The 22,429-nt window shown below is 60.9% G+C and carries 17 protein-coding genes and 1 pseudogene; 14 read left to right on the top strand and 4 right to left on the bottom strand.

Annotation, left to right across the window (positions count from 1 at the left end; genetic code table 11):
* Positions 1 to 57 precede the first annotated feature (57 nt).
* The 11 genes from SB725_RS24980 (at position 58) to SB725_RS24930 (ending at position 13,356) form a co-directional block, all read left to right on the top strand.
* Positions 58 to 1,449: an undecaprenyl-phosphate glucose phosphotransferase gene (locus tag SB725_RS24980; RefSeq protein WP_032833585.1), complete on the top strand. Its 1,392-nt coding sequence runs from the start codon at positions 58 to 60 to the stop codon at positions 1,447 to 1,449.
* 30 nt (positions 1,450 to 1,479) lie between these two features.
* Positions 1,480 to 2,820, top strand: a complete 1,341-nt coding sequence (locus tag SB725_RS24975) for a UDP-glucose dehydrogenase family protein (protein ID WP_410922722.1) — start codon at positions 1,480 to 1,482, stop codon at positions 2,818 to 2,820.
* Between the two features lie 12 nt (positions 2,821 to 2,832).
* Entirely contained in the window at positions 2,833 to 3,537 is a 705-nt protein-coding gene (locus tag SB725_RS24970; protein ID WP_194940272.1) for a WecB/TagA/CpsF family glycosyltransferase, read from the top strand.
* A gap of 2 nt (positions 3,538 to 3,539) precedes the next feature.
* Positions 3,540 to 4,622, top strand: a complete 1,083-nt coding sequence (locus SB725_RS24965) for a glycosyltransferase (protein ID WP_027924670.1) — start codon at positions 3,540 to 3,542, stop codon at positions 4,620 to 4,622.
* Positions 4,619 to 5,731, top strand: coding sequence for a glycosyltransferase (locus tag SB725_RS24960; protein ID WP_027924671.1), 1,113 nt, complete (start codon positions 4,619 to 4,621; stop codon positions 5,729 to 5,731). The genes SB725_RS24965 and SB725_RS24960 overlap by 4 nt, the downstream gene beginning before the upstream one ends.
* Positions 5,728 to 7,041, top strand: a complete 1,314-nt coding sequence (locus tag SB725_RS24955; RefSeq protein ID WP_410922721.1) for an O-antigen ligase family protein — start codon at positions 5,728 to 5,730, stop codon at positions 7,039 to 7,041. Before SB725_RS24960 ends, SB725_RS24955 begins: the two co-directional genes overlap by 4 nt.
* Positions 7,042 to 7,057: 16 nt before the next feature.
* Positions 7,058 to 8,011 carry a glycosyltransferase family 2 protein gene (locus SB725_RS24950; protein ID WP_027924673.1) on the top strand — a complete coding sequence of 318 codons (954 nt, stop codon included), beginning with the start codon at positions 7,058 to 7,060 and terminating at the stop codon, positions 8,009 to 8,011.
* Positions 8,012 to 8,024: 13 nt separating this feature from the next.
* Complete coding sequence (locus tag SB725_RS24945) at positions 8,025 to 9,443, top strand: oligosaccharide flippase family protein (RefSeq protein WP_027924674.1); 1,419 nt, start codon at positions 8,025 to 8,027, stop codon at positions 9,441 to 9,443.
* 29 nt (positions 9,444 to 9,472) lie between these two features.
* Positions 9,473 to 10,528, top strand: coding sequence for a UDP-glucose 4-epimerase GalE (gene galE, locus SB725_RS24940; RefSeq protein WP_027924675.1), 1,056 nt, complete (start codon positions 9,473 to 9,475; stop codon positions 10,526 to 10,528).
* A 28-nt stretch (positions 10,529 to 10,556) separates the two neighbouring features.
* Positions 10,557 to 12,035: a family 16 glycosylhydrolase gene (locus SB725_RS24935; protein ID WP_410922720.1), complete on the top strand. Its 1,479-nt coding sequence runs from the start codon at positions 10,557 to 10,559 to the stop codon at positions 12,033 to 12,035.
* Positions 12,036 to 12,225: 190 nt separating this feature from the next.
* The gene (locus SB725_RS24930; RefSeq protein ID WP_410922719.1) at positions 12,226 to 13,356 is read left to right on the top strand and encodes an acyltransferase family protein; all 1,131 of its coding nucleotides are present in this window, start codon (positions 12,226 to 12,228) and stop codon (positions 13,354 to 13,356) included.
* Here the strand turns inward: SB725_RS24930 and treS are convergent.
* A complete protein-coding gene (treS, locus tag SB725_RS24925) occupies positions 13,334 to 15,400 on the bottom strand; it encodes a maltose alpha-D-glucosyltransferase (protein ID WP_410922718.1) in 2,067 nt (688 codons plus the stop codon). The two genes, SB725_RS24930 and treS, sit on opposite strands and share 23 nt — an antisense overlap.
* Positions 15,401 to 15,630: 230 nt before the next feature.
* Here treS and SB725_RS24920 point away from each other — a divergent pair, with 230 nt between their 5' ends.
* Positions 15,631 to 16,482: a hypothetical protein gene (locus SB725_RS24920; protein ID WP_027924678.1), complete on the top strand. Its 852-nt coding sequence runs from the start codon at positions 15,631 to 15,633 to the stop codon at positions 16,480 to 16,482.
* A gap of 75 nt (positions 16,483 to 16,557) precedes the next feature.
* On the opposite strand, the gene SB725_RS24915 is transcribed toward SB725_RS24920, so the two are convergent.
* Positions 16,558 to 17,886 (bottom strand): MFS transporter, encoded by a 1,329-nt coding sequence (locus SB725_RS24915; RefSeq protein WP_410922717.1) that lies wholly within the window; start codon positions 17,884 to 17,886, stop codon positions 16,558 to 16,560.
* Positions 17,887 to 18,014: 128 nt separating this feature from the next.
* Between SB725_RS24915 and SB725_RS24910 the strand changes: the two genes are divergently transcribed.
* A complete protein-coding gene (locus tag SB725_RS24910; protein WP_194940279.1) occupies positions 18,015 to 18,911 on the top strand; it encodes a LysR family transcriptional regulator in 897 nt (298 codons plus the stop codon).
* 66 nt (positions 18,912 to 18,977) lie between these two features.
* Positions 18,978 to 20,660: a dihydroxy-acid dehydratase gene (ilvD, locus tag SB725_RS24905; protein ID WP_027924681.1), complete on the top strand. Its 1,683-nt coding sequence runs from the start codon at positions 18,978 to 18,980 to the stop codon at positions 20,658 to 20,660.
* Between the two features lie 130 nt (positions 20,661 to 20,790).
* Here ilvD and SB725_RS24900 read toward each other — a convergent pair whose 3' ends face one another.
* Positions 20,791 to 21,516: a methyl-accepting chemotaxis protein gene (locus SB725_RS24900; RefSeq protein WP_410922736.1), complete on the bottom strand. Its 726-nt coding sequence runs from the start codon at positions 21,514 to 21,516 to the stop codon at positions 20,791 to 20,793.
* A 132-nt stretch (positions 21,517 to 21,648) separates the two neighbouring features.
* Positions 21,649 to 22,404 (bottom strand): annotated as a pseudogene (locus SB725_RS24895) (MCP four helix bundle domain-containing protein); the annotation flags it as partial.
* Positions 22,405 to 22,429 lie beyond the last annotated feature (25 nt).

The following is a 22,429-nucleotide window of genomic DNA, read 5'->3' as shown; positions in this document are numbered from 1 at the left end:
ACGCCGTGTCCGCCCGTTTTGTGCTGGTGCATTTACTTCTGCCTTGAGGTCAAGCCCATGACACCGCTCTATACCGCTCACCTGACTCACCGCCGAGGCCTGACGTTCTGGGGACAGTGGGTCTGCGCAATGACGCTGACCATCGGGCTGCTGATGCTGCTGGTACTGTGGCGCGTCGGCAACCTGACCAGCGATTACCGGATTCTGATCATTCTGACCGTGCTCGGCTCGGTGCCGATCTACAGCCTGATGCAGGTCTACCACAAGCGTCATGGCTTGCTGGTCGGGCTCGGTCGATTGCTGGCCGGCTGGCTGATCCTGCTGGCCGTGCTGGCGGCCATCGCCTTCATCACCCAAACCAGTGCGACGTACTCGCGACAAGTCATCATGGTTTGGGCGGTGTTGGGGTTTCTGGTTCAGGCGCTGAGTTTCCTGCCCCTGCATTACTTCGCCCGGTTGCACGCGCGCATGGTCTGCAAGGAACGCCGGTCAGTGATCATCGGCACCTGTCCGACCGCCCATGAGCTGGCGAAAAAACTCTCCCGGCCGAACCGCGCGCTGGTCCTGGGGTTCATCGCCGCCGCCGACGACAGTGGCCCGGCGCCGAGCATTCTGCCGCTGCTGGGCCGGGTCGACGCCATTCGCGAGATCATCACTCGCCTGGCCGTGCGGCGCGTCTATATCGTCCTGACGATGGCGCATGCCGCGACCATTGAAGCGCTGTACATCGACCTGCTGGACATGAACGTCGACGTGGTCTGGATCCCGGATTTCAGCAGCATGGTGCTGCTCAATCATTCGATCTCGGAAATCGAACGGATGCCGGCGATCTACCTCAACGAAAGCCTGATCAGCTCGCACCCCGCCAGCCTGTTTTGCAAGGACCTGTTCGAACGCAGCCTGGCGGCCACGGCCCTGATTGTGATCAGCCCGTTGCTGTTGGTGGTCGCGGCCGCCGTCAAGTTGAGCTCGCCAGGGCCGGTGCTGTTCAAGCAAAACCGCCACGGCTGCAACGGCGAAGTGATCAAGGTCTGGAAGTTTCGCTCAATGCGCGTCCATGACGACCGCGAGGTGCGCCAGGCCACCCGCGAAGACGATCGCGTCACGCCGGTCGGACGCTTCCTGCGCCGCAGTTCCATCGACGAATTGCCGCAGCTGTTCAACGTGCTGTTCGGCCAGATGGCCCTCGTCGGCCCCCGCCCGCATGCCGTCACCCACAACATTTACTACACCGGCAAAGTCCGCGCCTACATGGCCCGTCATCGCCTAAAGCCTGGGATTACCGGGCTGGCCCAGGTCACCGGGCATCGCGGCGAGACCGAGACCGTGGAAAAGATGCAGCTGCGCGTGGCCCAGGACCTCAACTACATCAACCAATGGTCACTGTGGCTGGACATCAAGATTCTGATCAAGACGCCCTTCACGTTGTTCTCGAAAAACATCTACTGACGCCCTGCTTCGACTCCCCGAGGTTTGATCATGAATGTGAGCGTATTCGGTATAGGTTATGTGGGCCTGGTCCAGGGCGCCGCGCTGGCAGAAGTCGGCCATAGCGTGATGTGCGTGGATGTCGACGCCACCAAGGTCGATGCCCTCAAGGACGGCACCTTGCCGATCTACGAGCCCGGTTTGGAAGCCCTGGTGCGCGACAATTACCAGAGCGGCCGCCTGCAGTTCGGCACCGACCTGGCCAGCGCCGTGCAGCATGGCGATGTGTTGTTGATCGCCGTCGGCACGCCGCCTGACGAAGACGGTTCGGCAGACCTTCAGTACGTGTTGAGCGTGGCGCAAACCATCGCGCAGCACATGGATCGTCACCAGATCATCGTCGATAAATCCACCGTCCCCGTCGGCACTGGCGACCTGGTACGTGCACGCATCGAGCAGGTGCTGGCCGACAACGGTCGCAGCCACCTGACCTTCGATGTGGTCTCCAATCCGGAGTTTCTCAAGGAAGGTTGTGCGGTAGAGGACTGCATGCGCCCGGACCGGATCGTCATCGGCACCGACAGCCCGCACGCCGAAGAGGTCATGCGTGAACTGTACGAACCGTTCAATCGCAACCGCGAAAAAATCATTGTCATGGACATTCGCAGCGCCGAGCTGACCAAGTACGCGGCCAACTGCATGTTGGCGACCAAGATCAGCTTCATGAACGAAATGGCCAACATCGCCGAAAAGCTCGGCGCAGACATCGAAATGGTCCGCCACGGAATCGGGTCCGATCCGCGCATTGGTTATCAATTTATCTACCCCGGCCTCGGCTACGGCGGCTCGTGTTTCCCCAAGGACGTGAAGGCGCTGATTCACGCCGCCACCCGTGTCGACATCGATGCGCGGGTGCTCAAGGCCGTGGAGTCGCGCAACAACGAGCAGAAAACCACCCTCTACAGCAAGATTTCCGATCACTTCGACGGCGCCCTGCGCGGCAAGACTTTCGCCCTGTGGGGCTTGAGCTTCAAACCCAACACCGACGACATGCGCGAAGCCCCCAGCCGGGTCCTGATGGAAGCCTTGTGGCACGCCGGCGCGAGCGTCCAGGCCTACGGCCCGAAAGCCATGGAGGAAACCCAGCGCATTTACGGCTCGCGCGACGACCTGACCCTGGCGGGCACCAAGGAAGCGGCGCTGAAAAATGCCGACGCCTTGATCATCGTCACCGAGTGGCAAGCGTTCCGCGCGCCGGACTTCGACCTGATCAGCCAACAGCTCAAGCAACCGCTGATTTTCGACGGACGCAACCTGTTCGATCCGCAGCGCTTGAGCAAGCGTGGCTTCACCTACGTGTCCGTGGGTCGCCAGACCCACGCCGCAATCTGAGGGGGTCAGGCCATGATCACGCTGAAAATCGTCAGGCAATACTCACCGACGTTGCTGGATGCCAGCCAGGCGTATTCCTTCATTAATTTTGCGTCCATCGGCAGCCTGATCAAACACACCCCGGGCACCGTTGCCTACTTTTGCGACGGCATGCTGATGTCGGCGTTCATGTCGCGGGTCACTGGGCGCAACGTCGGCCGGGTCAGTTTCGACTTCACTTCCATCGCTCATCCGGTGCTGGGTAGCGCCGAGCAACAGGGCAAACGGGTGTATTTCGTCGGTGCCCGGCAGGACGAACTCGAGTTGTTCATCAGCAAGATCAAGGCGCGCTATCCGCAACTGATCATCGCCGGCTATCACAACGGCTATTTCGATGCAGCGCAGGCCGAGGGCATTCAGGCCGAGATCTGCCGCAGCGGAGCGAACATCCTGATCGTCGGCCTCGGTGCCGGACTGCAAGAAAAGTTCGAGCAGGACGCGCAGCGCTCCGGGTTTCGCGGTGTTGCCTTTACCTGTGGCGGGTTCATTCGCCAGGAGGCCATGGCCACGCGTCACTACTACCCGGCGGTGATCAACCGCCTGCACCTGCGCGCGTTCTATCGCATGTACCGCGAGCCGCACACCATCAAGCGCTACCTCGTCGACTACCCGAGCAATTTCCTGCAACTGCTGGGGATGGTCGTTCGGCACGAAGTCACCATCAGTGTCGGGGAATGACCATGCACATTCTGTTCATCCTCAAGGATTTCACTTCGGGCGGCGGTGTCGAGCGCGTTCAGCAGCGCTTGTCCGAGCAGTTTCTCAAGGACGGCCAACATGTGAGCTTCTTCGTCATCAACGGCGACACGCCCGACACTGAAGGCGTGCGAAGTCTTAATGACGGCGATGGCAGCGGTCTTTGGGGGATGCTCAAATCGATCGTCCAGTTACGCCGGCTGATTCACCGCGAAGGCATCACCCACCTCATTTCCGCCAAGGAGCAGGCCAACCTGTGCACGTGGTTCGCCACCCTCGGCAGCTCCTGCAAGGTGATCTATAGCCGTCACGCATCATTCGATTGCTCGGAACAGAAAACCGGCCCCACCAGCCTGCGCCTGCTCTACGCGCTGTACCTGTGTGGCAGCGGCAAGGTGGTGGCGGTGTCCACCGCGCTGCGCCAATCCCTGGCCGAGATGATGCCGTGGGGACGGCAGCGCATCCGCTATTGCCCCAACGCGGTCATCACCGACCAGCTCCTGCGCGCCGCCAAGGGTCCGTTGCCCACCGAAGTTCCGCGCAATTACTGGCTGGGCCTGGGCCGGTTGGTCGAACCCAAAGGCTTTAACCTCCTGCTCGACGCCTACGCCATGGCCCTGCAAAGCGAGGCAGTGCCGGACCTGGTGATTGCGGGTGACGGTCCGTTGCGCGAAGCGCTGATCATTCAGGCAAACCGCCTGGGCATCGCGCACCGGGTGCATTTCACCGGGTTCCTGAGCAACCCCTATCCCCTGCTCAAACAGGCTCGACTGTTCATTCTCAGCTCGCTGCACGAAGGCATGCCGACCGTGCTGATCGAAGCCCTGGCGCTGGGTACGCCGGTGCTGGCGTGCGACTGCGAGACCGGGCCTCGGGAACTGCTGGACCACGGCCGACTCGGCCAACTGGTCAACGTCAACGACGTACCGGCGTTGGCCGAAGGCATGCTGCAAAGCCTGTTTTTGCAGGGTCAGGTGGCGATCAACGGGGAAATGATCAGTGACGCGATCCGCCAGTACACCAGCCAGGACGCCGCGCAGGCGTATTACCAGGTATGGAACCAATGAAAAAGCTGCTGATTATCCTCCACGACCTCAGCGCAGGCGGGGCGGAAAAAATGATGACGCGCCTGGCCGGTGCGCTGGTGGACGCGGGCAACGACGTCACCCTGCTGATGCTCACCGGCGGCGGCCTCAACGTGGCAAACCTCGACCCCCGAGTAAAAAAGGTTGAACTGGGCAGCCCGCGCAGTTCAAGGGCGGTGCCGGCGCTGGCGCGCTTCCTTCGGCAAAACCGTTTCGACGCACAACTGGCAGCGCTGACTCACGTCAACGTGGTGGCCATCGTTGCCGCCGCGCTGTCGGGGACGCTGGCCCGACTGCACGTCAGCGAGCGCAATGCGTTTTCTCACGACAAGCACGTCAACCCGGACCTCATGGTACGGATCGCCTACCGCGTAGCGCCGCTGCTGTATCGACTGATTCCCAACCCGGTGATTTGCGTGTCGCGAGGCGTCGCCCAGGACCTGATCGACACGACTATTGCGCGCCGACAGGACGTGACCATTGCCGACAACCCGGTGCTCGACAACGACTTTCGCGACAAACCGCCACGCCCGCCCAGCCACCGCTGGCTGCTGGAAGCGTCGAGCCCGGTCATTGTCGCCGTGGGCCGCCTGGCACCGCAAAAAGGTTTCGACACCTTGATCACCGCGTTCGCCGCGCTGCCCAATCGCAGTGCGCGCCTGATCATTTTTGGCGAAGGCGTACTGCGCGATCGTTTGCTGGCGCAGGCACGCAAACTGGGTGTGGAGCATCGGGTCGACCTGCCGGGTTACACCCATGACCCGATGGCGGAAGTGGCCGCGGCCGATTGCTTCGTGTTGTCGTCGCGTTTCGAAGGCAGCCCGAACGCGCTGGTCGAAGCTTTGTCCACCGGCACGCGGGTGGTCTCGACCCGGTGCCCCCATGGCCCGCAAGACATCCTGATCAATGGCGTCGTCGCCCCCCTCGTGGCGGTCGACGACCCGATTGCCCTGTCGCAGGCGATTGCCCTGCAACTCACCACTCCACGCGATGTACACCGCCAGGCCCGCCTCGATGCGGCGGCCCGGTTCATGAACGCCAGCGCGGTGAAAACCTACCTCACCGCCCTGCTCGGGAGCCCCTCGCCATGAACAGACTGGAGATCCGCCATTCCACCCTGCGTGACGGTTTCACCTTGTTCGGCGTGCTGTTTTACATCCAGGTGATTTCCTTTGTCCTTGGTTTGGGCAGCGCCTCGAGTTTCGACGACATCGACAAAGACCTCGAAGGCAACGTGACCAACCAGGTCTGCGGTTTGATCACGCTGCTGGTGCCGTTGTTTTTCTTCATCCGCAACAAGGTGTTCCTCAGTAAAAGCTTTTACCGGGGCAACTTCTTTCTGCTGCTGTTCATGCTCTGCGTGATCGCCTCCATCGGCTGGTCCTTCGACCCGATGCTGAGCCTCAAGCGGTTTGTCGCGATGATCAGCGTGGTGTTTTTTGCAGGCTTCATTGCCTACAACTACAGCCTCGAAAAAATCACCTTCATGCTCGGCTGCGCCATTGGCGCGGCGGCGTTGATCGGCTTGATCCTGGCGCTGGTGATGCCCAGTGCCGCGTTCGTTTCCGGCGGCATTCGCGAAGGCGCGTTCAAGGGGATTTTCATGGAGAAGAATGCCGGCGCACGGATCAACGCCATCGCGATCCTGTTGCTGCTGCCGATGATTCGTCAGCGCAACCGCTGGGCACTGTTCTGTTCGTTCTTCTCGCTGATTGCGATCCTGCTCGCCCAATCTGCGACCGGTGTGGTGCTGGTCGTTGCCGGCACCATCAGCTACTGGTATTTCCTGACGCTGATCCGTCTGCGCATGAACCGATCGCAGCTGTTGTTCCTCGGCTGCACCCTCGTCTACCTGCTGGGCTGCCTGTTTCTCTACAGCAACTTTGCGGTGGTCCTGGAAATGGCCGGTCGCGACCCGTCACTCACCGACCGCACGATGATCTGGGAGCTGCTCGGGCCGTTTGTCGACGATCAGTACCTCAAGGGCTACGGCTTCGGCGCCTTCTGGTCGAGCCCCGATGCTGCCGCGTTCATCAAGCGTTGGGGGTACATCGGCAACGCCCACAGCGGCTACATGGAGACGCTGCTCAATGGCGGCATCATCCAGCTGGCCGCGCTGGCTCTGCTGCTCGCTGAAGCGCTGCTTAAACAGTACCGGGCCGTGACGGCGAACCAGTCTGCGCAGTTTCGCGCCAGCGCCTTGGTGACCATCGGTCTGTTCATCGTCACCAACTACGTGGCGTACGTGATTCCCAACTACCGCTCCGCCGAGTTCCTGGTGTTCTGCACCCTGGCCCTGTCCTTCCGGCATCACCACGCGACCTGTCCCGAGTTGTCACCGTCACCCGTGCGTCAGCGTCCATCTGGCCAAGCATTCCCGCGCGATTCAGCCAACGCGTAAAAAAGGAGAATCACCCGTGTCAGACCAAACCCCGTCTTTACCGCATTCAGTGTGTGTCGTGATCCCGATGTACAACGGCGCCGACAGCATTGAGCAAACGCTGACGTCCCTGGCCGGGCAAACCCGACTGCCCGACCACGTCATCGTCGTCGACGACGGTTCCTCCGATGACGGGCCACAACGGGTCAAAGCCTTCGCGGCGCCGTTTCGCCTGACGCTGCTGCACCAGGCCAACGAAGGCCAGGCCAGCGCCCGCAACCACGGTCTGCGGCATTCTGAAGAGACGTTTGTCGCGTTTCTCGATGCCGATGACCAGTTCCGTCCGCAAAAGCTGGAGCTGCAACTGGCCCTGTATGACGAACTCAGTCGTCAAGGCCGGCCGGTGGGGCTGATCGACTGCTACACGCAGGTCAATTACAGCGACGGCAGGCGGCAACTGGACAATCTGCGCAAGAACGGCCGGCATTTCTACGATTTCATCCACGCCAACGTCCTCAATGGCGTATCCACCGCGCTGGTCAAGCGCGACGTGATCATGCAATACGGCGGCTTCGATGCCAGCCTGCGTTACTCCGAAGACCGCTTCATGTGGACCCGGATCGCCGAACACTGGGAGATCCACACGGTGCCGCAGGTGCTGCTGGAGCGCACGGTCAATGGCAACAACATGACCGCGCAACCGAAGAAGTACTACCCGAACAAAATCAGGTTCATCGAGGTGTACCTCGCCCGCTACGGCGCGCAGTTGACCAAGCAGCAACGGATCGATTTCGTGCTGGGCAACCACACTGACTTTCTCAATGCCTTTTCCCGCAAAGGCGAGTATGCCGACGTGATCGGCGTCTACCGGCGAATGCTGGACTATTCCTGGCAAACGCTGATCTTCGCCAGCGGCAAACCAACCTTGCGCTACCTCAATGCCTGCGCCCGCTCATGGCGCAAGGCAACGGCGTCAACCACCGCTCATTGAACCGGTATCCGCCATGGCCAATCATCGCCTGATGACATTGATCTGGATCTTCACCGAGAAATTCGGCCTGATCTTCCTGTCGATGATTACCTTTGTCGTGTATGCCCGGCTGCTGTCGCCCGCCGAGCTGGGTGTGGGCACGGTGATCATTGCCATCGTCGAGTTGATCGGCCTGGTGTATTCATCGGTACTGGAAGACCCGCTGGTGCGACTCGAACGGCTGGAGGACAACCACATCTCCACGGCCTTCTGGGCGGCGGTACTCGTCAGCCTGGTGTCCATCGTCATCATCTCGGGGGCGGCAGCTCTGTATACGCCCGACCCGGTGCTGCAATGGATGACGGCGGTGGCCTCGGTGAAAATCCTGTTCACCATGATGGCGCGAGTCTATGTGGCGCAAATGCGCCGTAGCGGCGACTTCAAGACGTTGGCGTCGCGCACACTGCTGGGCAAAGTGTGTGGTGGCGTCGGCGGCGTCGCTGTCGCGCTTTTGGGGTTGGGGGCCTGGGCGGTCATTGCCCAGGCACTGATCATGGAGTTCGTGTCCATCATCGTATTGATGCGCGCCGACCCGCGACGCATTGCCTTTCATATTGACGGCCCGTTCTTGCGCGAACTGTTGAAGGCCGGTGCACCGGTAGCCGTCAACGCACTGAGTTCGCAAACGCTGCAGCGCGGGGTCAATGTGGTGCTGGGCATGACGGCCGGCGCCAACGCGGTCGGCATGTTCAACATGGCAATGCGCATCATTGAGCTGCCACGCACGGCGATTTACAACGGCCTGCTGAGCTACGCGCTGCCGGTGTTCGCCCGGCGCAGCGCCGATCCATCACGGTTGCGCGCGATCATCGGTGATTCGACCGCCGTCAGCGGTTTCCTGCTGACGCCCTTGTTCATCGGCATCGCACTCACCGCGCACGACGTGATCCTGTTGATCTTCGGCGCCAAATGGACCGAGGCCATTCCCCTGTTGCAGGTGCTGGCGTGCACGGCAGCCATTGGCAATGTCGCCATGTACGCCACCACCGCGCTGGTCGCGGTCAATCGCAGTCACCTGACCATCAAGGCCGAAGTGGCAACCACCGTACTGGCACTGGCGCTGGTCTATGGCTTCGGCAGTCTCTATGGCGGCATGGCCGCCGCCCTGGCGTTACTGGCCCGGATGGTGATCATCACGCCGTTGCAGATCCGTGGCTTGAACAGCGCCATCGGCTATGGCTGGCGGCTGTTTTTCGACACCAACTATCGCAGTGTGATTGCCTCGCTCGTCATGGCCGCGATCGTTCTCCTTGTTTCTTCTCGATCGGGTTTCGAAGGTTACTTGCACCTGATCTGCAGCATCGTGGCCGGCGCGCTGAGCTATGCCGTGGCGTATAGCCTCATGCACCCGCGCTGGCCGCAAGAATTCAAATCGGTATTCACCGCCCGCTGAATTCAATCCCAAAACAGGAACACCTCACCATGCGCAAAACTACGCTGATCACCGGCGGAGCGGGCTACATCGGCTCGCATACCGCCCTGGCACTCATCAACGCCGGACACCGTGTGCTGATACTCGACAACCTGTGCAACAGCTGCCGAGAGTGCATCGCGCGCCTTGAGCTACTGACCCACACCCGAGTCGATTTCATCAATGGCGACATGGGCGACCCGATCTTGCTCGAGCAGATTTTCAGTCGTTACGACATCGACGCCGTGGTGCATTTTGCGAGTCTCAAATCCGTGGAAGAAAGCGTCCGAAAGCCACTGGACTATTACGCCAACAACGTCGCCGGGACGCTCAATCTGTGCCAGGCGATGCTGCGCCATGAAGTGTTCAACCTGGTGTTCAGCTCGTCGGCCACGGTGTATGGCGACCCCACGCAAATACCGATTGCCGAAGACCTCGGCACAGGCAAACCGGTCAATCCCTACGGCCGGACCAAGCTGATGATCGAAGAGCTGCTGACCGACCTGTGCCACTCCGATTCGCGCTGGAACATCGCCTTGCTACGCTACTTCAACCCGATTGGCGCGCACGAAAGCGGGATGCTCGGCGAAGATCCCAAGGGCCGACCCAACAACCTGTTGCCGTGCCTGACGCAGGTCGCGATTGGACGGATGCCCGAACTCACGGTGTACGGCAGCGACTATCCCACCGTGGACGGCACGTGCGTGCGCGACTACATCCATGTGGTCGACCTGGCCAATGGTCACCTCAAAGCGCTGCAGGTATTGCAAGACATGGGCGGCATTCACTGCTGGAACCTCGGCACCGGCATCGGCTACAGCGTGCTCCAGATCATCCACAGTTTCGAAGACGTGACCGGCATTGCCATTCCGTACCGCATCGCCCCGCGCCGCCCCGGAGATATCGCCCAATGCTGGGCCGACCCGAGCCGGGCTGGACGGGATCTGGGCTGGAGCGCGCAACGCAATCTGGATCAGATGATGGAGGATTCCTGGCGTTGGCAGTCGTGCAATCCGCAGGGCTATCAATCCTCATTCGACGTCCCGGCATTGACGGCGGTGAAGTAAGCCGTCGTTCCAACGGCAAGGAAAACACATGCTCAGAGACTGTCTGTGGGTACTGCTGTTGTCGGTTTCGCTGGCGTGCAGCGCCGCGCCAGCGCCCTCCCGTCCGCCCGCCGCCGGGCTGGTGCTGTGGCTGGACGCGGCCGATGCGTCGAGCATGAGTATCGATGCTCAGGACCGCCTCGAGCACTGGAACGACAAGTCCGGCAAATCCAACCACGCCACGGTCGACGATGCCATTGCGTCCTCGCGTCCGCAGCGCGTGGCCAACGCCCTGAACGGAAACGCGGTGGTGCGTTTCACTGGCGCTTCGGCGTTGCTGGGCAAAACCATCCGCGCCGACAAGGGCCCGGCAACCCTGCTGATCGTCTCCCGCCGGCAGCCCGAACAGACTCCGGCAGACCCGTGGCAGCGGCTGTTCAGCTCGCGCCCGAACAGCGTCGATAACGACAATGTGCTGCCGAACTTCGCCATCAGCCTGCGACAGGCAGACGCCTACGCGCCGACCTTTTCCGTCCTCGAACTTCAGGACGTGCCCATCGGCCCCTACGCGGTCGGGCGCAACGTAGTCGGTAACGCCGATAATTTCAAAGGCGATATCGCGGAAGTGCTGGTGTACGACCGCCCGTTCGCCTCCCTTGCGCAGCAACAGGAGGCGTATCAATACCTGGCGAACAAGTGGTCGATTGCCGTTCCCAGGCAGGCTGATACCTGGACCCGGGTCGGACCGTTGGGCACGTTGCCAAAACCCCTCGACGCCAGCTTGCCCCTGTCCGATCAGGCCAATGCTGGCAACTGGATATTCGACGGCAACCTGTCCGATGACTTCAATGGCGACGTTCTCGACCCCGTGCGCTGGCACGTCAACAATGCCCAGGGGAATGAATCCCTGGGCCGCAAGCCGGCACTGTTCAAGCCGGCCAATGCGTTCGTGGCCAACGGCAACCTGAACATCGTCTTTCGCAAGGAAGCCTTGCCACAGAAGTACGTGGACCTGGGTTTCAAGGACTATTCCTCCGCCATGGTGCGCACGGTCGACCGCGGTTTTTACGGTTACTACGAGGCACGCGCCAAACCCATGGACTCGGCAGGTTCCAGCGCCTTCTGGCTGGCCTGGACCGGCATGGAAGACAACGCCACCGAAATCGACATCTTCGAAATCGGCGGCAAGACCAAAAACGCGGCCTTCGACCGGCTGTACAACATGAACGCCCACGTATGGGCCACCCCGCAAAGCACCGAGCATATCGCCAACGGCAGCAACTGGGTCAGCCCCTGGCGCCTGGCGAGTACGTTTCATGTCTACGGCTTCGACTGGCAGCCCGACAGCCTGCGCTGGTACGTCGATGGCGTGCTGGTCCGGGAATCGAAAAACACCAATTTCTTCTTTCCGATGCAGATCGTCTTCGACAGTGAGGCCATGTGGCAATGGTTCGGCGTGGTCGACGATGCTGACTTGCCCTCTACCTTCAGGGTCGATTACGTCAAGGTGTGGCAACGCAGCCAGTAGCGTTTCTCAATCATGGATCAGCCCGTCAGGTGCCTCCGATTAGCCCTGAACTTTCGTTCGAGCAGTCGAGTCGACAGAATTCCAGCCCGTCCGCACGCCCGATCATTCCCGCGCACGGCCGCACTGGGTCAGCGTTCAATCGACAGGGACGTCAGTCGTCAATCAGCGCCAATCCATCTGGAGTGTGTACGTGATCAAACGCCGGCTGAATGAACTGGATTTGCTGCGCTTCCTGGCAGCGCTCGCCGTGGTGTTTTTTCACTATGCTTTTCGCGGGTATGCAAAAGGCGACATGTCTGAAATGCCCTATCCGCTGTTGGCAGAGCCTGCCAAATACGGTTACTTGGGCGTCGAACTGTTTTTCATGATCAGCGGATTCGTCATTCTGATGACCGCGTCGGGCAATAATCTAAGAGCGTTTTTCATCTCCCGCGCCATTCGCCTCTACCCTGCTTTCTGGGTGTGCTGCACCCTGACTTTTCTAGTCACGCTGGCCATCGGACAGCCGCGCTACAGCGCTGATATTTATCAATACATTATTAACATGACGTTGCTGGGCGACTTTGTGGGCGTCGAGCCGATAGACGGCGTGTACTGGTCGCTGTTTGTAGAAATAAAGTTCTACCTGATGATCTCCATTCTCCTGGCCTTCAAGAAAATAGAAAGAATAGAAACCTTTCTTGTGTGCTGGCTACTGATCTCTGCCGGTGCCGAAGTCTTCGCCTTTGAAAAGTTGCGCTCGACATTAATTACCGACTACGCCGCCTATTTCATCGCGGGTGCGACGTTCTACATGATCTGGGCCAAGGGGTTCACCAAAAGACGCGTGCTGCTCCTGGCAGGCGCGTTGGCATTGGCCTGCTTCACCGCCGTCGTATGGGCCGAATTGCTCGAAACCAAATACCCAACCGACTTCGATCCGCTGATCGTCTGCAGCATGATCATCCTGTTTTTCATGACGTTCCTCCTGGTGGCAACCAACAAGACAGCAGCCGTAGGAGCCTTCAACTGGACGGCATTAGGTGCGCTGACTTACCCGCTATACCTGCTGCATCAAATGATCGGCTTCATGATCTTCAACATCGCCTATCCGGCGGTAAACCCGCACGTCCTGCTCTGGGGCACTATCGCGTTGATGATCGGTGCGTCTCATGTCATCCACACAAAAATAGAAACCCCCATTGCCAGGCACTTTAAAAAAGCCCTGTCATTCTCCTTCAAGCGTGTCGAGGCGAATAAGCCAAGGTATCTGCGGCCGGTTGAGCGTCAAGCGGACGCAAAACCGACCGAGCCAATCCCTAAATCATCGGCGAAGCACTGACCACCCGCAGCGCCAATCCTTCGAACGCATCCAGCGTGATGGTGAATTCCCCTTCAGGCGTCAGGTCCCCTTCCACCCGCTCATTGATGATGTCGACCACCGGCCCCGGCGCAATGTTGGGCAGGTGCAGGGTTTCAGTGATCGGCGTGGAGCCGAAGTTCAGCGCAGTGATTTGCGTGCCTTTGCCGGCTGGTAATTCGTGGACCATGACCAGCAGCCCCGGATGCTCGACATCCGGAATCAGGATCTGCCGACTGGCGGCAATGTCGTAGGCGCGGCGTGCGGCGAGGATTCGCTTGAGTTGCGAGACGAACGAATCCGGATCCTTCAATTGGCTGGTCAGGCTGCCATACAACGTCTTCGGTCGCGGCATCTGCCCGGCGGAATGTTCTGCTTCGGGGTTGAGGTTGACCAGATCATAAGCGCCGCGATGAATCCACCGGGTGTCGCCGTCGTGCATCAAATGCGCGACCTGTTCGGCCGGCAATGGCAGCGCACCGACCAGATCCCATCCAGACAACGCGAATACGCCGGGCTGCATCGCGTTGTACATCACCAACAGCAAATGCACCTGACGAATCTGCTGGATGTCCTCGGCGGTGATCGCGTCGAGATCACGAATCCCCAGTGCGGCCGTGATGATGCTGGCGGTGGTGCAGGACACACCGTTGGTGACGAACTTCAGATTGTACGGCGCGTGTTCCCCGGCCAGGCGTTCATACATCTGCTCGCGAATGTGCTCGCGCAGGATGTTGCCGGGGAAGGTCTGGCCCTGATAGAGGAAGTTATCGTGGGCGTGCAGCGTCCAGAAATGCACCAGTTCCAGGGTCAGTTCGTCGTGGTTTTGCAACGCGTGGATCAACGAACCGGGGTCGATACCGAGGGTGTGCATCTGCCGCAGCATCAGGCGCAGGAACTCGGTATCGCCCATCAGCAGCGCATGCTGGTAGGCCGGTCGGGTGATGAAATCGTATGAAAGATCCGCGCCGCCGTGGGACATGGCGGCGATATCGTCGACGGTCAGGTTGAGCTCCTGAAAACTGAAGCCGCCCGCCTTGCGGATCGCCCCGGCCAGCAACTGATTGCCGGTGATCGACAGCGGATGGCTTTCCGACCAGGCGGTGCCGTCGAGTTTGCGTTCGACGCCGAGAAAACCGTTGGCATCCAGACGCAGGATCTTGGCGCCCATCACGTCGATGGCGTGCAGCGCGTCGCCGATGATCATCTGCTGCGCGGCGAAGGTTGGGTCCAGCCAGTTCAGCGAGGGCTGCCCTTCCTTGAAGTAATGCAAATAGACCCAGCGGCGCGGCTTGCCGTCGACGCCCACCACAACCGGTGTCGCGCTCCAGTCAGTTTCCTTGACCCCGGGCTCGAAGAAAATTACTCGCTGCAACTGGCCGACGATGTAGTGCTTGTCGCGGAGCACATCGACCTGCAACGGGCTGAGGTTTTGCGCATCGCGGCCCTCAGCGATGTCGGGCAGCAGCGGCCAGTCTTCTTCGCGGATTTCCACCATGTGGTAGAGGCCGGGATAGTCCTCATACGCCATCTCGGCCAAACGGAAGTCTGCGCCTTTGCCGGTGTGCGACGGGATCACGTCATCGATGATCACCGCGTTGTGCGCGGCGGCCATGCGCACCAGCGCCTGCAACTGCGCCTCGGTGCCCAGTTGCGGGTCGATGTCGAAACTGATGCGGTCGAAATTGCCGTCAATCGTCGGCGTGCGTTCGGTGCCCGTCAGGCCGCCGGACATTTTCAGCGGGCCATTGTGAATGCCCTGAATGCCGATTCTCGACAGCGCATGCCACAAGGTTTCATCGCCCAGGGCTTCCAGCACGGTGCCGTTCTCCCGGGTGACGATGGACGCCGGGTACGCCGTGAACCACACCGACGCCAACGCCGACGCATCGCGCGGCCGGGTATGCGCATAGGGTTGTTGCCACAAGCGGCCCTGCCCGGAATAGAGCCTGGCCCGCTGCCGGGCGGCGTGCAGCATGGATTGTTCAACCAGCCAGATCACATGGTTCTTGTCCGCTGCGGTCATAAAAACAATCACCTGTCATTGAAGTCAGAGGCGCGAGGCCCGTATTCATAGGGCGTCGCTCGTTTTTATATGAGGCCCTGTGGCGGGATTCGTTGCATTGACCGGCGAACGCTTTCAAGTAGAAGGTATCGCCGCCGATACAATGAAAGCGTCATGGATACGGCGTACGGTGTCCGGCATCGAGCGTCTTATCGCTCTCACTTGCGAGCGTTCCTCGCCAAGGAAGCACAATGATCACTGTTTCAACTTCAACGAATGCGGCGATGTCAGCCTACGCGGCGGCCGTCGATTCGAAGTCTGCCACTGCCCGGCAGCCGGTCGCTCAAGACGACACGGCGCAGGCCAAGGCCTCAAACACCGATTCGGTGAGCCTCTCCAGCACCTCCACCGATTACAGCAGCTCAATCGTCGGCAATGCGCCGTACTTTCCGGTGCGCGCGGGGATGAATGCCGATGCGCTCGTGTTGGGTGCGTCCAAGCCCGGTGCGGTCTCCAGCTCCAAGGACAAGACCTTCCCGGAAGTCGCCGCCGATGCGCGCAAGCGCATGGATGAAAAATACGCGCAGATGACCGCCAGCGGCAAGCCGTACGCCAAGACCGATGAAGACCGTAACGCGCTGTTCGGCGACCTTGATCGACGCTCGCTGAACGCCGTCGCCACCAATGAAGGCGGCAAGTTCACCGCGGATGAACAAGCCTCGGCCCAGGCCTTGATGCGCCAGCAGGGCCGTCTCGCCACCGGTTATTACAGCGGCCCGGCGGATCAGGAAAAAAACTGGAAAGACCCGTTCGCCAACGACCCGGTCGCCCGTGCCCATGCGGCCCTGGATTTTCTCGACAACATGAGCCCCGAGGAAAAGAACACGCCGCAATGGCTGACCCAGCACTTGTCGCTGGAAGCGGCGTTGAACCAGGGTGGTGGTTCGGATCCGACCGAGAAAAAGTCCGGGCATTTTCACAACCTGGCTGAAATTCTCGCGGGTGTGGTGACGGATGGGTCGGACCAGAAAAAAGCCGACGATGGCAAAACTGACGATCCGGCCGCTCTGATCCTGGCCAAGCTTCAAACACAGGTTTCCTGAGCCCCTCGCACCGCCGCAGTCCCTTGTGGGAGTGAGCTTGCTCGCTCCCACAAGGGACTGCGGTGGCTGCAATATTCAGGCAGCGGCGAGTTGGCGTTTGCGGGCAGGCAATGCAATAACCAGCGCCAGGACAATCAACCCCGCCGCCACCGCAAACGTCACCCGCATGCCATTACCGGCAAACACCGCCCCCATCGCCGAGGCTCCCGTGATCAACCCCAGATTGCGCGACAGACTGAGCAGCCCGGCAATCACCCCGCGCTGATCGGCGCTGACACCGGTCATGATCGAGGTGTTATTCGCCGCCTGAAACAGCGCATAACTGGCCGTGATCACCGCGATGGGAACGACGTAGCCAGGCACACCAAAACCCACCGGCATAATCGCCAACACCCCGGCGCCCAACGCCATGGTGACCAGCCCGAACACCATCATGCGCTGCGCCCCGAATCGATCCACCAGACGCCCCGCCGGCACCCCGCCCAGCGCCGCCACCAGCGGACCGACCGACAAGGTCAACCCGACCAGCGCGGCGTTCAGCTCCAGCGTACCCGAGAGATAAAACGGCCCCACCACCAGCGTCGACATCATCACCGTCGACACCAAGGCGCTCATGGCCAGGCTCGCACTCAGCCCACGTTCACGGAACATCGCCAGCTTGATGAGGGGCGACGTGGATCTCGCCTCGACCCACAGGAAAACCCCACCACCGATACCAGCAATCAGCAGCACCCACCCTTCACCCAACGTCATGGCCAGCGCATACGCACCGAGCGTCAGCGCCAACAGCAGCGTCCCGGGGAAGTCGAAAGCGCTACGCCGAGCTACCGGCCGATCTGCCGGCAAACAGCGGTAAGCGAGTACAACATTCAAAACACCCAACGGCACGTTGACCAGAAAAATCGTCTGCCAGCCGAACCCGGAAATCAGCACACCGCCCAACGAAGGACCCAGCGTGGTGCCCATCGCCGACATCGTCCCCAGCAAGCCCATGGCGTTGCCGGTTTGCGCTTTCGGCACCGTATCCGCGACAAACGCCACGGTCAGCGCCAACATGATCGCCGCGCCCAGACCTTGCACGGCACGGGCCGCCACCAGCCAGCCCAGCGAAGGCGCGAGCCCACAGGCCAGCGAAGCCAGGGTGAAAATGACGATCCCACCCAACAACAAGCGTTTGCGCCCGATCAAGTCACCGAGCCGCCCGACGCTGACGATCAACGTCGTGATCGCCAGCAGATACGCCAGGACAATCCATTGCACATCTTGAAACGCTGCATCAAAGGTCTGAGCCAACGTCGGCAATCCGGCATTGGCGATGCTGGTGTCGAGGGAAGGCATCAACATTGACAGCGAAAGGCTGGCAAGCGCCCAGCGGACCGGGGTGGATGGCGTGAGGGTTTTCATGGGCAGGCCCCTTCTGAAAGATTGGCTTTCAGCGTAAGCGCGCTGCTGGCATGGCGGAAGACGCAGCGTTTGCACTTGATACCTGCACACAACGCCATGCCACCGCCAAGTCGTGCTAACGTTCAGCCATGACCACGCCCGATCTGAACCTGCTGATTACCCTTGATGCCTTGCTCGCCGAAGGCAGTGTGGCGCGCGCCGCTCAACGCTTGCGCCTGAGCCCGTCGGCGATGAGTCGTGCGCTGGCGCGCTTGCGCGAAACCACCGGCGACCCGCTGCTGGTGCGCGCCGGCCGTGGGCTGGTGCCGACACCGCGAGCGCTGGAACTGCGCGAACAAGTCAGCCAATTGGTGCAGCACGCCGAAGCGGTACTGCGCCCCGCCGAGCAACTCGACCTCAAGCACCTGACCCGAACCTTCACCCTGCGCACCAGCGACGGCTTCGTCGAAAACTTCGGCCCGGCACTCATCGCCCGTCTCAGCGAGCAAGCGCCCGGCGTGCGTTTGCACTTCCTGCAGAAACTCAACAAGGACAGCGCGCTGCTGCGCGATGGAAGCGTCGATCTGGAAACCGGCGTGGTCGGCGACACCACCAGCCCCGAAGTGCGCACCCGTGCGTTGTTTCAGGACCGCTTTATCGGCGTGACGTGCGCCGGACATGGGTTGAGCGAAGGCGAGATTACCCCCGCCCGTTACGCCTCTGGCCGGCACATTCTGGTCTCGCGTCGTGGGCGGGACCGCGGGCCGATGGATGAGGCGTTGCAATCACTGGGGCTGGAACGAGACATCGTCACCATCGTCGGCGGTTTTTCCGCGGCACTGGCACTGGCCCGCGCCTCGGACCTGATCGCGACCGTCCCCGAACGGCACACGCAAAACCTACGCGCGGGGTTGCACAGTTTTTCCCTGCCGATCCCGACGCCGCCGATCACGATCTCCATGCTCTGGCACCCGCGCATGGATGCGGACTCGGCGCATCGGTGGTTGCGCGACTGCGTTCGTGAGGTGTGCGCGCAGGGGAACTGATTTTTGCCGCACCCGGGTCTAGACTTCAATCCTTGCCGATACGGTCTGCTGATGTGAGCAAAAGTCATGAGCGACAAAGACGATCTGCGCAAATACTCCTCCCAGGTCATCGACGGCGTCGAAGCCGCGCCCGCCCGCGCCATGCTGCGCGCCGTGGGTTTCACCGATGCCGACTTCAAGAAGCCACAGATCGGCATCGCGTCCACCTGGGCGATGGTCACGCCGTGCAACATGCACATCGACAAGCTCGCCCTTGAGGCCGAAAAAGGCGCCAACGCGGCGGGCGCCAAAGGCGTCATTTTCAACACCATCACCATTTCCGACGGCATCGCCAACGGCACCGAAGGCATGAAGTATTCGCTGGTGTCGCGGGAGGTGATCGCCGATTCGATTGAGGTGGTGGTCGGTTGCGAAGGCTTTGACGGGCTGGTGACCGTCGGCGGTTGTGACAAGAACATGCCGGGCTGCCTGATCGGCATGGCGCGGCTCAACCGTCCGTCGATTTTCGTGTATGGCGGCACGATTCGTCCCGGCGCGGGCCATACCGACATCATTTCCGTGTTCGAGGCCGTGGGCCAGCATGCACGGGGGGATATCAGCGAGATCCAGGTCAAGCAGATTGAAGAAGTGGCGATTCCCGGTCCCGGTTCCTGCGGTGGGATGTACACGGCCAACACCATGGCCTCGGCCATTGAAGCGTTGGGCATGAGTTTGCCCGGTTCCAGTTCTCAGGACGCGGTCGGCACTGACAAGGCCTCAGACAGTTTTCGCGCCGGCCAGCAAGTGATGGAGCTGCTCAAGCTGGACCTCAAACCCCGCGACATCATGACCCGCCAGGCCTTTGAAAATGCGATCCGCGTGGTCATCGCCCTCGCCGGCTCGACCAATGCCGTGTTGCACCTGCTGGCCATGGCGAATGCCGTGGATGTTGACCTGACCCTGGACGACTTCGTCGAGCTGGGCAAAGTGTCGCCAGTGGTGGCCGATCTGCGCCCCAGCGGCAAATACATGATGAGTGAACTGGTGGCCATTGGCGGTATCCAGCCGCTGATGAAACGCATGCTCGCCGCCGGCATGCTGCACGGTGATGTGCTGACGGTGACTGGCAAGACCCTGGCGGACAACCTCAAAGACGTGCCCGACTATCCCGAAGGCCAGGACGTGATCCTGCCCTTCGACACGCCGATCAAGAAGGACTCGCACCTGGTGGTGCTGCACGGCAACCTCTCACCCACCGGTGCCGTGGCCAAGATCACCGGCAAGGAAGGTTTGCGCTTTGAAGGCACGGCGCGGGTTTATCACGGAGAGGAAGGCGCGCTGGCGGGGATTCTCAATGGCGAGGTCAAGGCGGGCGATGTGATCGTGATCCGCTACGAAGGGCCCAAGGGCGGTCCGGGTATGCGCGAGATGCTGTCGCCCACTTCGGCGGTGATGGGTAAAGGCTTGGGCAAGGAAGTCGCGTTGATTACAGATGGGCGTTTTTCGGGTGGCTCGCACGGTTTTGTCGTGGGGCATATCACGCCGGAGGCCTTTGAGGGTGGGCCGATTGCGTTAGTTGAGGATGGCGACAGGATCACCATTGACGCCGAAACCCGGCTGATTACGGTGGATGTTTCCGATGCCGTGTTGGCCGAGCGTAAGACCCGTTGGGTGCGGCCCGAGTCCAAGTACAAGCGTGGGGTGTTGGCGAAGTATGCCAAAACCGTGTCGAGCGCTTCGGAAGGGGCTGTGACGGATAAGTATCTTTAAGGCTTTGGATTTGTTTTGTTTGGGCTATTGCCATCGCGAGCAGGCTCACTCCTACATTGGATCTCGGGCGTTTACAAAACCCATGTAGGAGTGAGCCTGCTCGCGATGGCGTCTATACAGACACCATCAATTAAAGCCTGAACCGATCCACCGACTGCGACAGTTTCCCCGCCAGACTCGACAACTCATCGGTCGTCGACGCCGTCTGCCCAATCACCTTGCTATTGCCTTCCGACATCCCCGCAATCATGTCCACCTGATGCGCGATTTCGTTGCTGGCCAGGCTTTGCTCGCCGATGGTGCGGGTAATGTCGTTGACCAGTTGCGTGGTGCTCAGTGTCGCGTCGAGGATTTCACGAATCGCCCGTTCAACATCGGCGGTCACGGCCATGCCTTTGTCGACCTGCGCCACGCCCGCTTCCATGCTGGTTACCGCTTCGCGGGTGCTTTGCTGGATGCGCGCGACCATGCTGGCAATTTCCTGAGTGGAGGCGCTGGTGCGGCCGGCGAGGTTGCGCACCTCGTCGGCGACCACGGCAAAGCCACGGCCCTGCTCACCGGCACGGGCGGCTTCGATGGCGGCGTTCAACGCCAACAGATTGGTCTGGTCAGCGATGCCCTTGATCACCTGAATGATGTTGAAAATCCCTTCCGACTCCTTGTCCAGCGTACGAATCACCTGAGCCGACTGCTGCGCGGAACGGGCGATGCCGTCCATGTCTTCGACAACCTGATGGATCACCCGACCGCCATCCTTGGCCAGTGACTCGGCCTGGTTAGCCATGTCCAGCGCGCGTTCGGCGTGGCGGGTGATTTCCTCAATGCTGGCGGTCATTTCGCTGGCGGCGGCGGCCATGGTGCTGGCGGCGGCGCTTTGCTGCTGACTGCTGTCAGCGACCTGATGGCAACCGCTGCTCAGTTGATCACTCATGCCGCTGACGCCATGGGCATTGCTGCGTACCACCTCGATCATACCCCGCAGATCGCGCTGCATGGTCGCCAGGCTGCGGATCAACGCGCTGGCTTCGTCCTTTTGTGTCGGCTCGACAATCGGTTCGCTCAAGTTGCCGTGGGCGATGCTTTGGGCAATCCGGCTGGCGGTCTGCAACGGCCCCATGATGCTCAGAATCACCCAGCGCCCCTGAATCAACAGCAACACCAGGCTGGCGATCAGCACCACGCCGAGGGTGAAGTTGGCGCTGTGGATGACTTGCGCCGTGCCTTGGCTGGTCTGCTGCGTGTTGGTTTCGATCAACTCGCTGAGGGCCGCCATCTGGTCTTCCAGTTGGCTGAACGCGGTATTGAAAGTGCCCAGTTCCTTTTGCGCAGCTTCAGGATTTTCCAGCGCCAGGCCAACGATACGCTCGGCGGCGCTGATGTAGGTGTCGAGGCTCGGTTTGACCTTGTTCAGTGCAGTCTTGAGAGTGTCGTTGACCGGCAGCTTGAGGTTTTCACCCAGCACGTCACGAAAATGCTTTGCGTGCTCCTCGATGGAACTGTGGACGTCAGCCTTGCTGCTGGTGCTTTTGCCCAAGCCCACCAGCATCGCCGACAGCACGTCAGCGCGCAGGGCGTCGTGCATCATGTCGGCTTCGAGGTGATTGCGCAGCGCCGTCATGCTGACCTCGCTTTCGTTCACTGCGTCAGCCATCTGTGTGTTGCCCACGTAACTGACCAGGCTGACGATCAGCGCGGTCAGCAAACTGGTGCCAATCAACAAGAGTAAACGGAGTTTTATAGACATGGTGCAGCCCTCTGTTGGCACGTCG

This window comes from Pseudomonas sp. SIMBA_041 (genome assembly GCF_046535095.1).
Taxonomy (GTDB): domain Bacteria; phylum Pseudomonadota; class Gammaproteobacteria; order Pseudomonadales; family Pseudomonadaceae; genus Aquipseudomonas; species Aquipseudomonas mucoides.
This window is presented reverse-complemented; position numbering and strand designations above follow the sequence as displayed.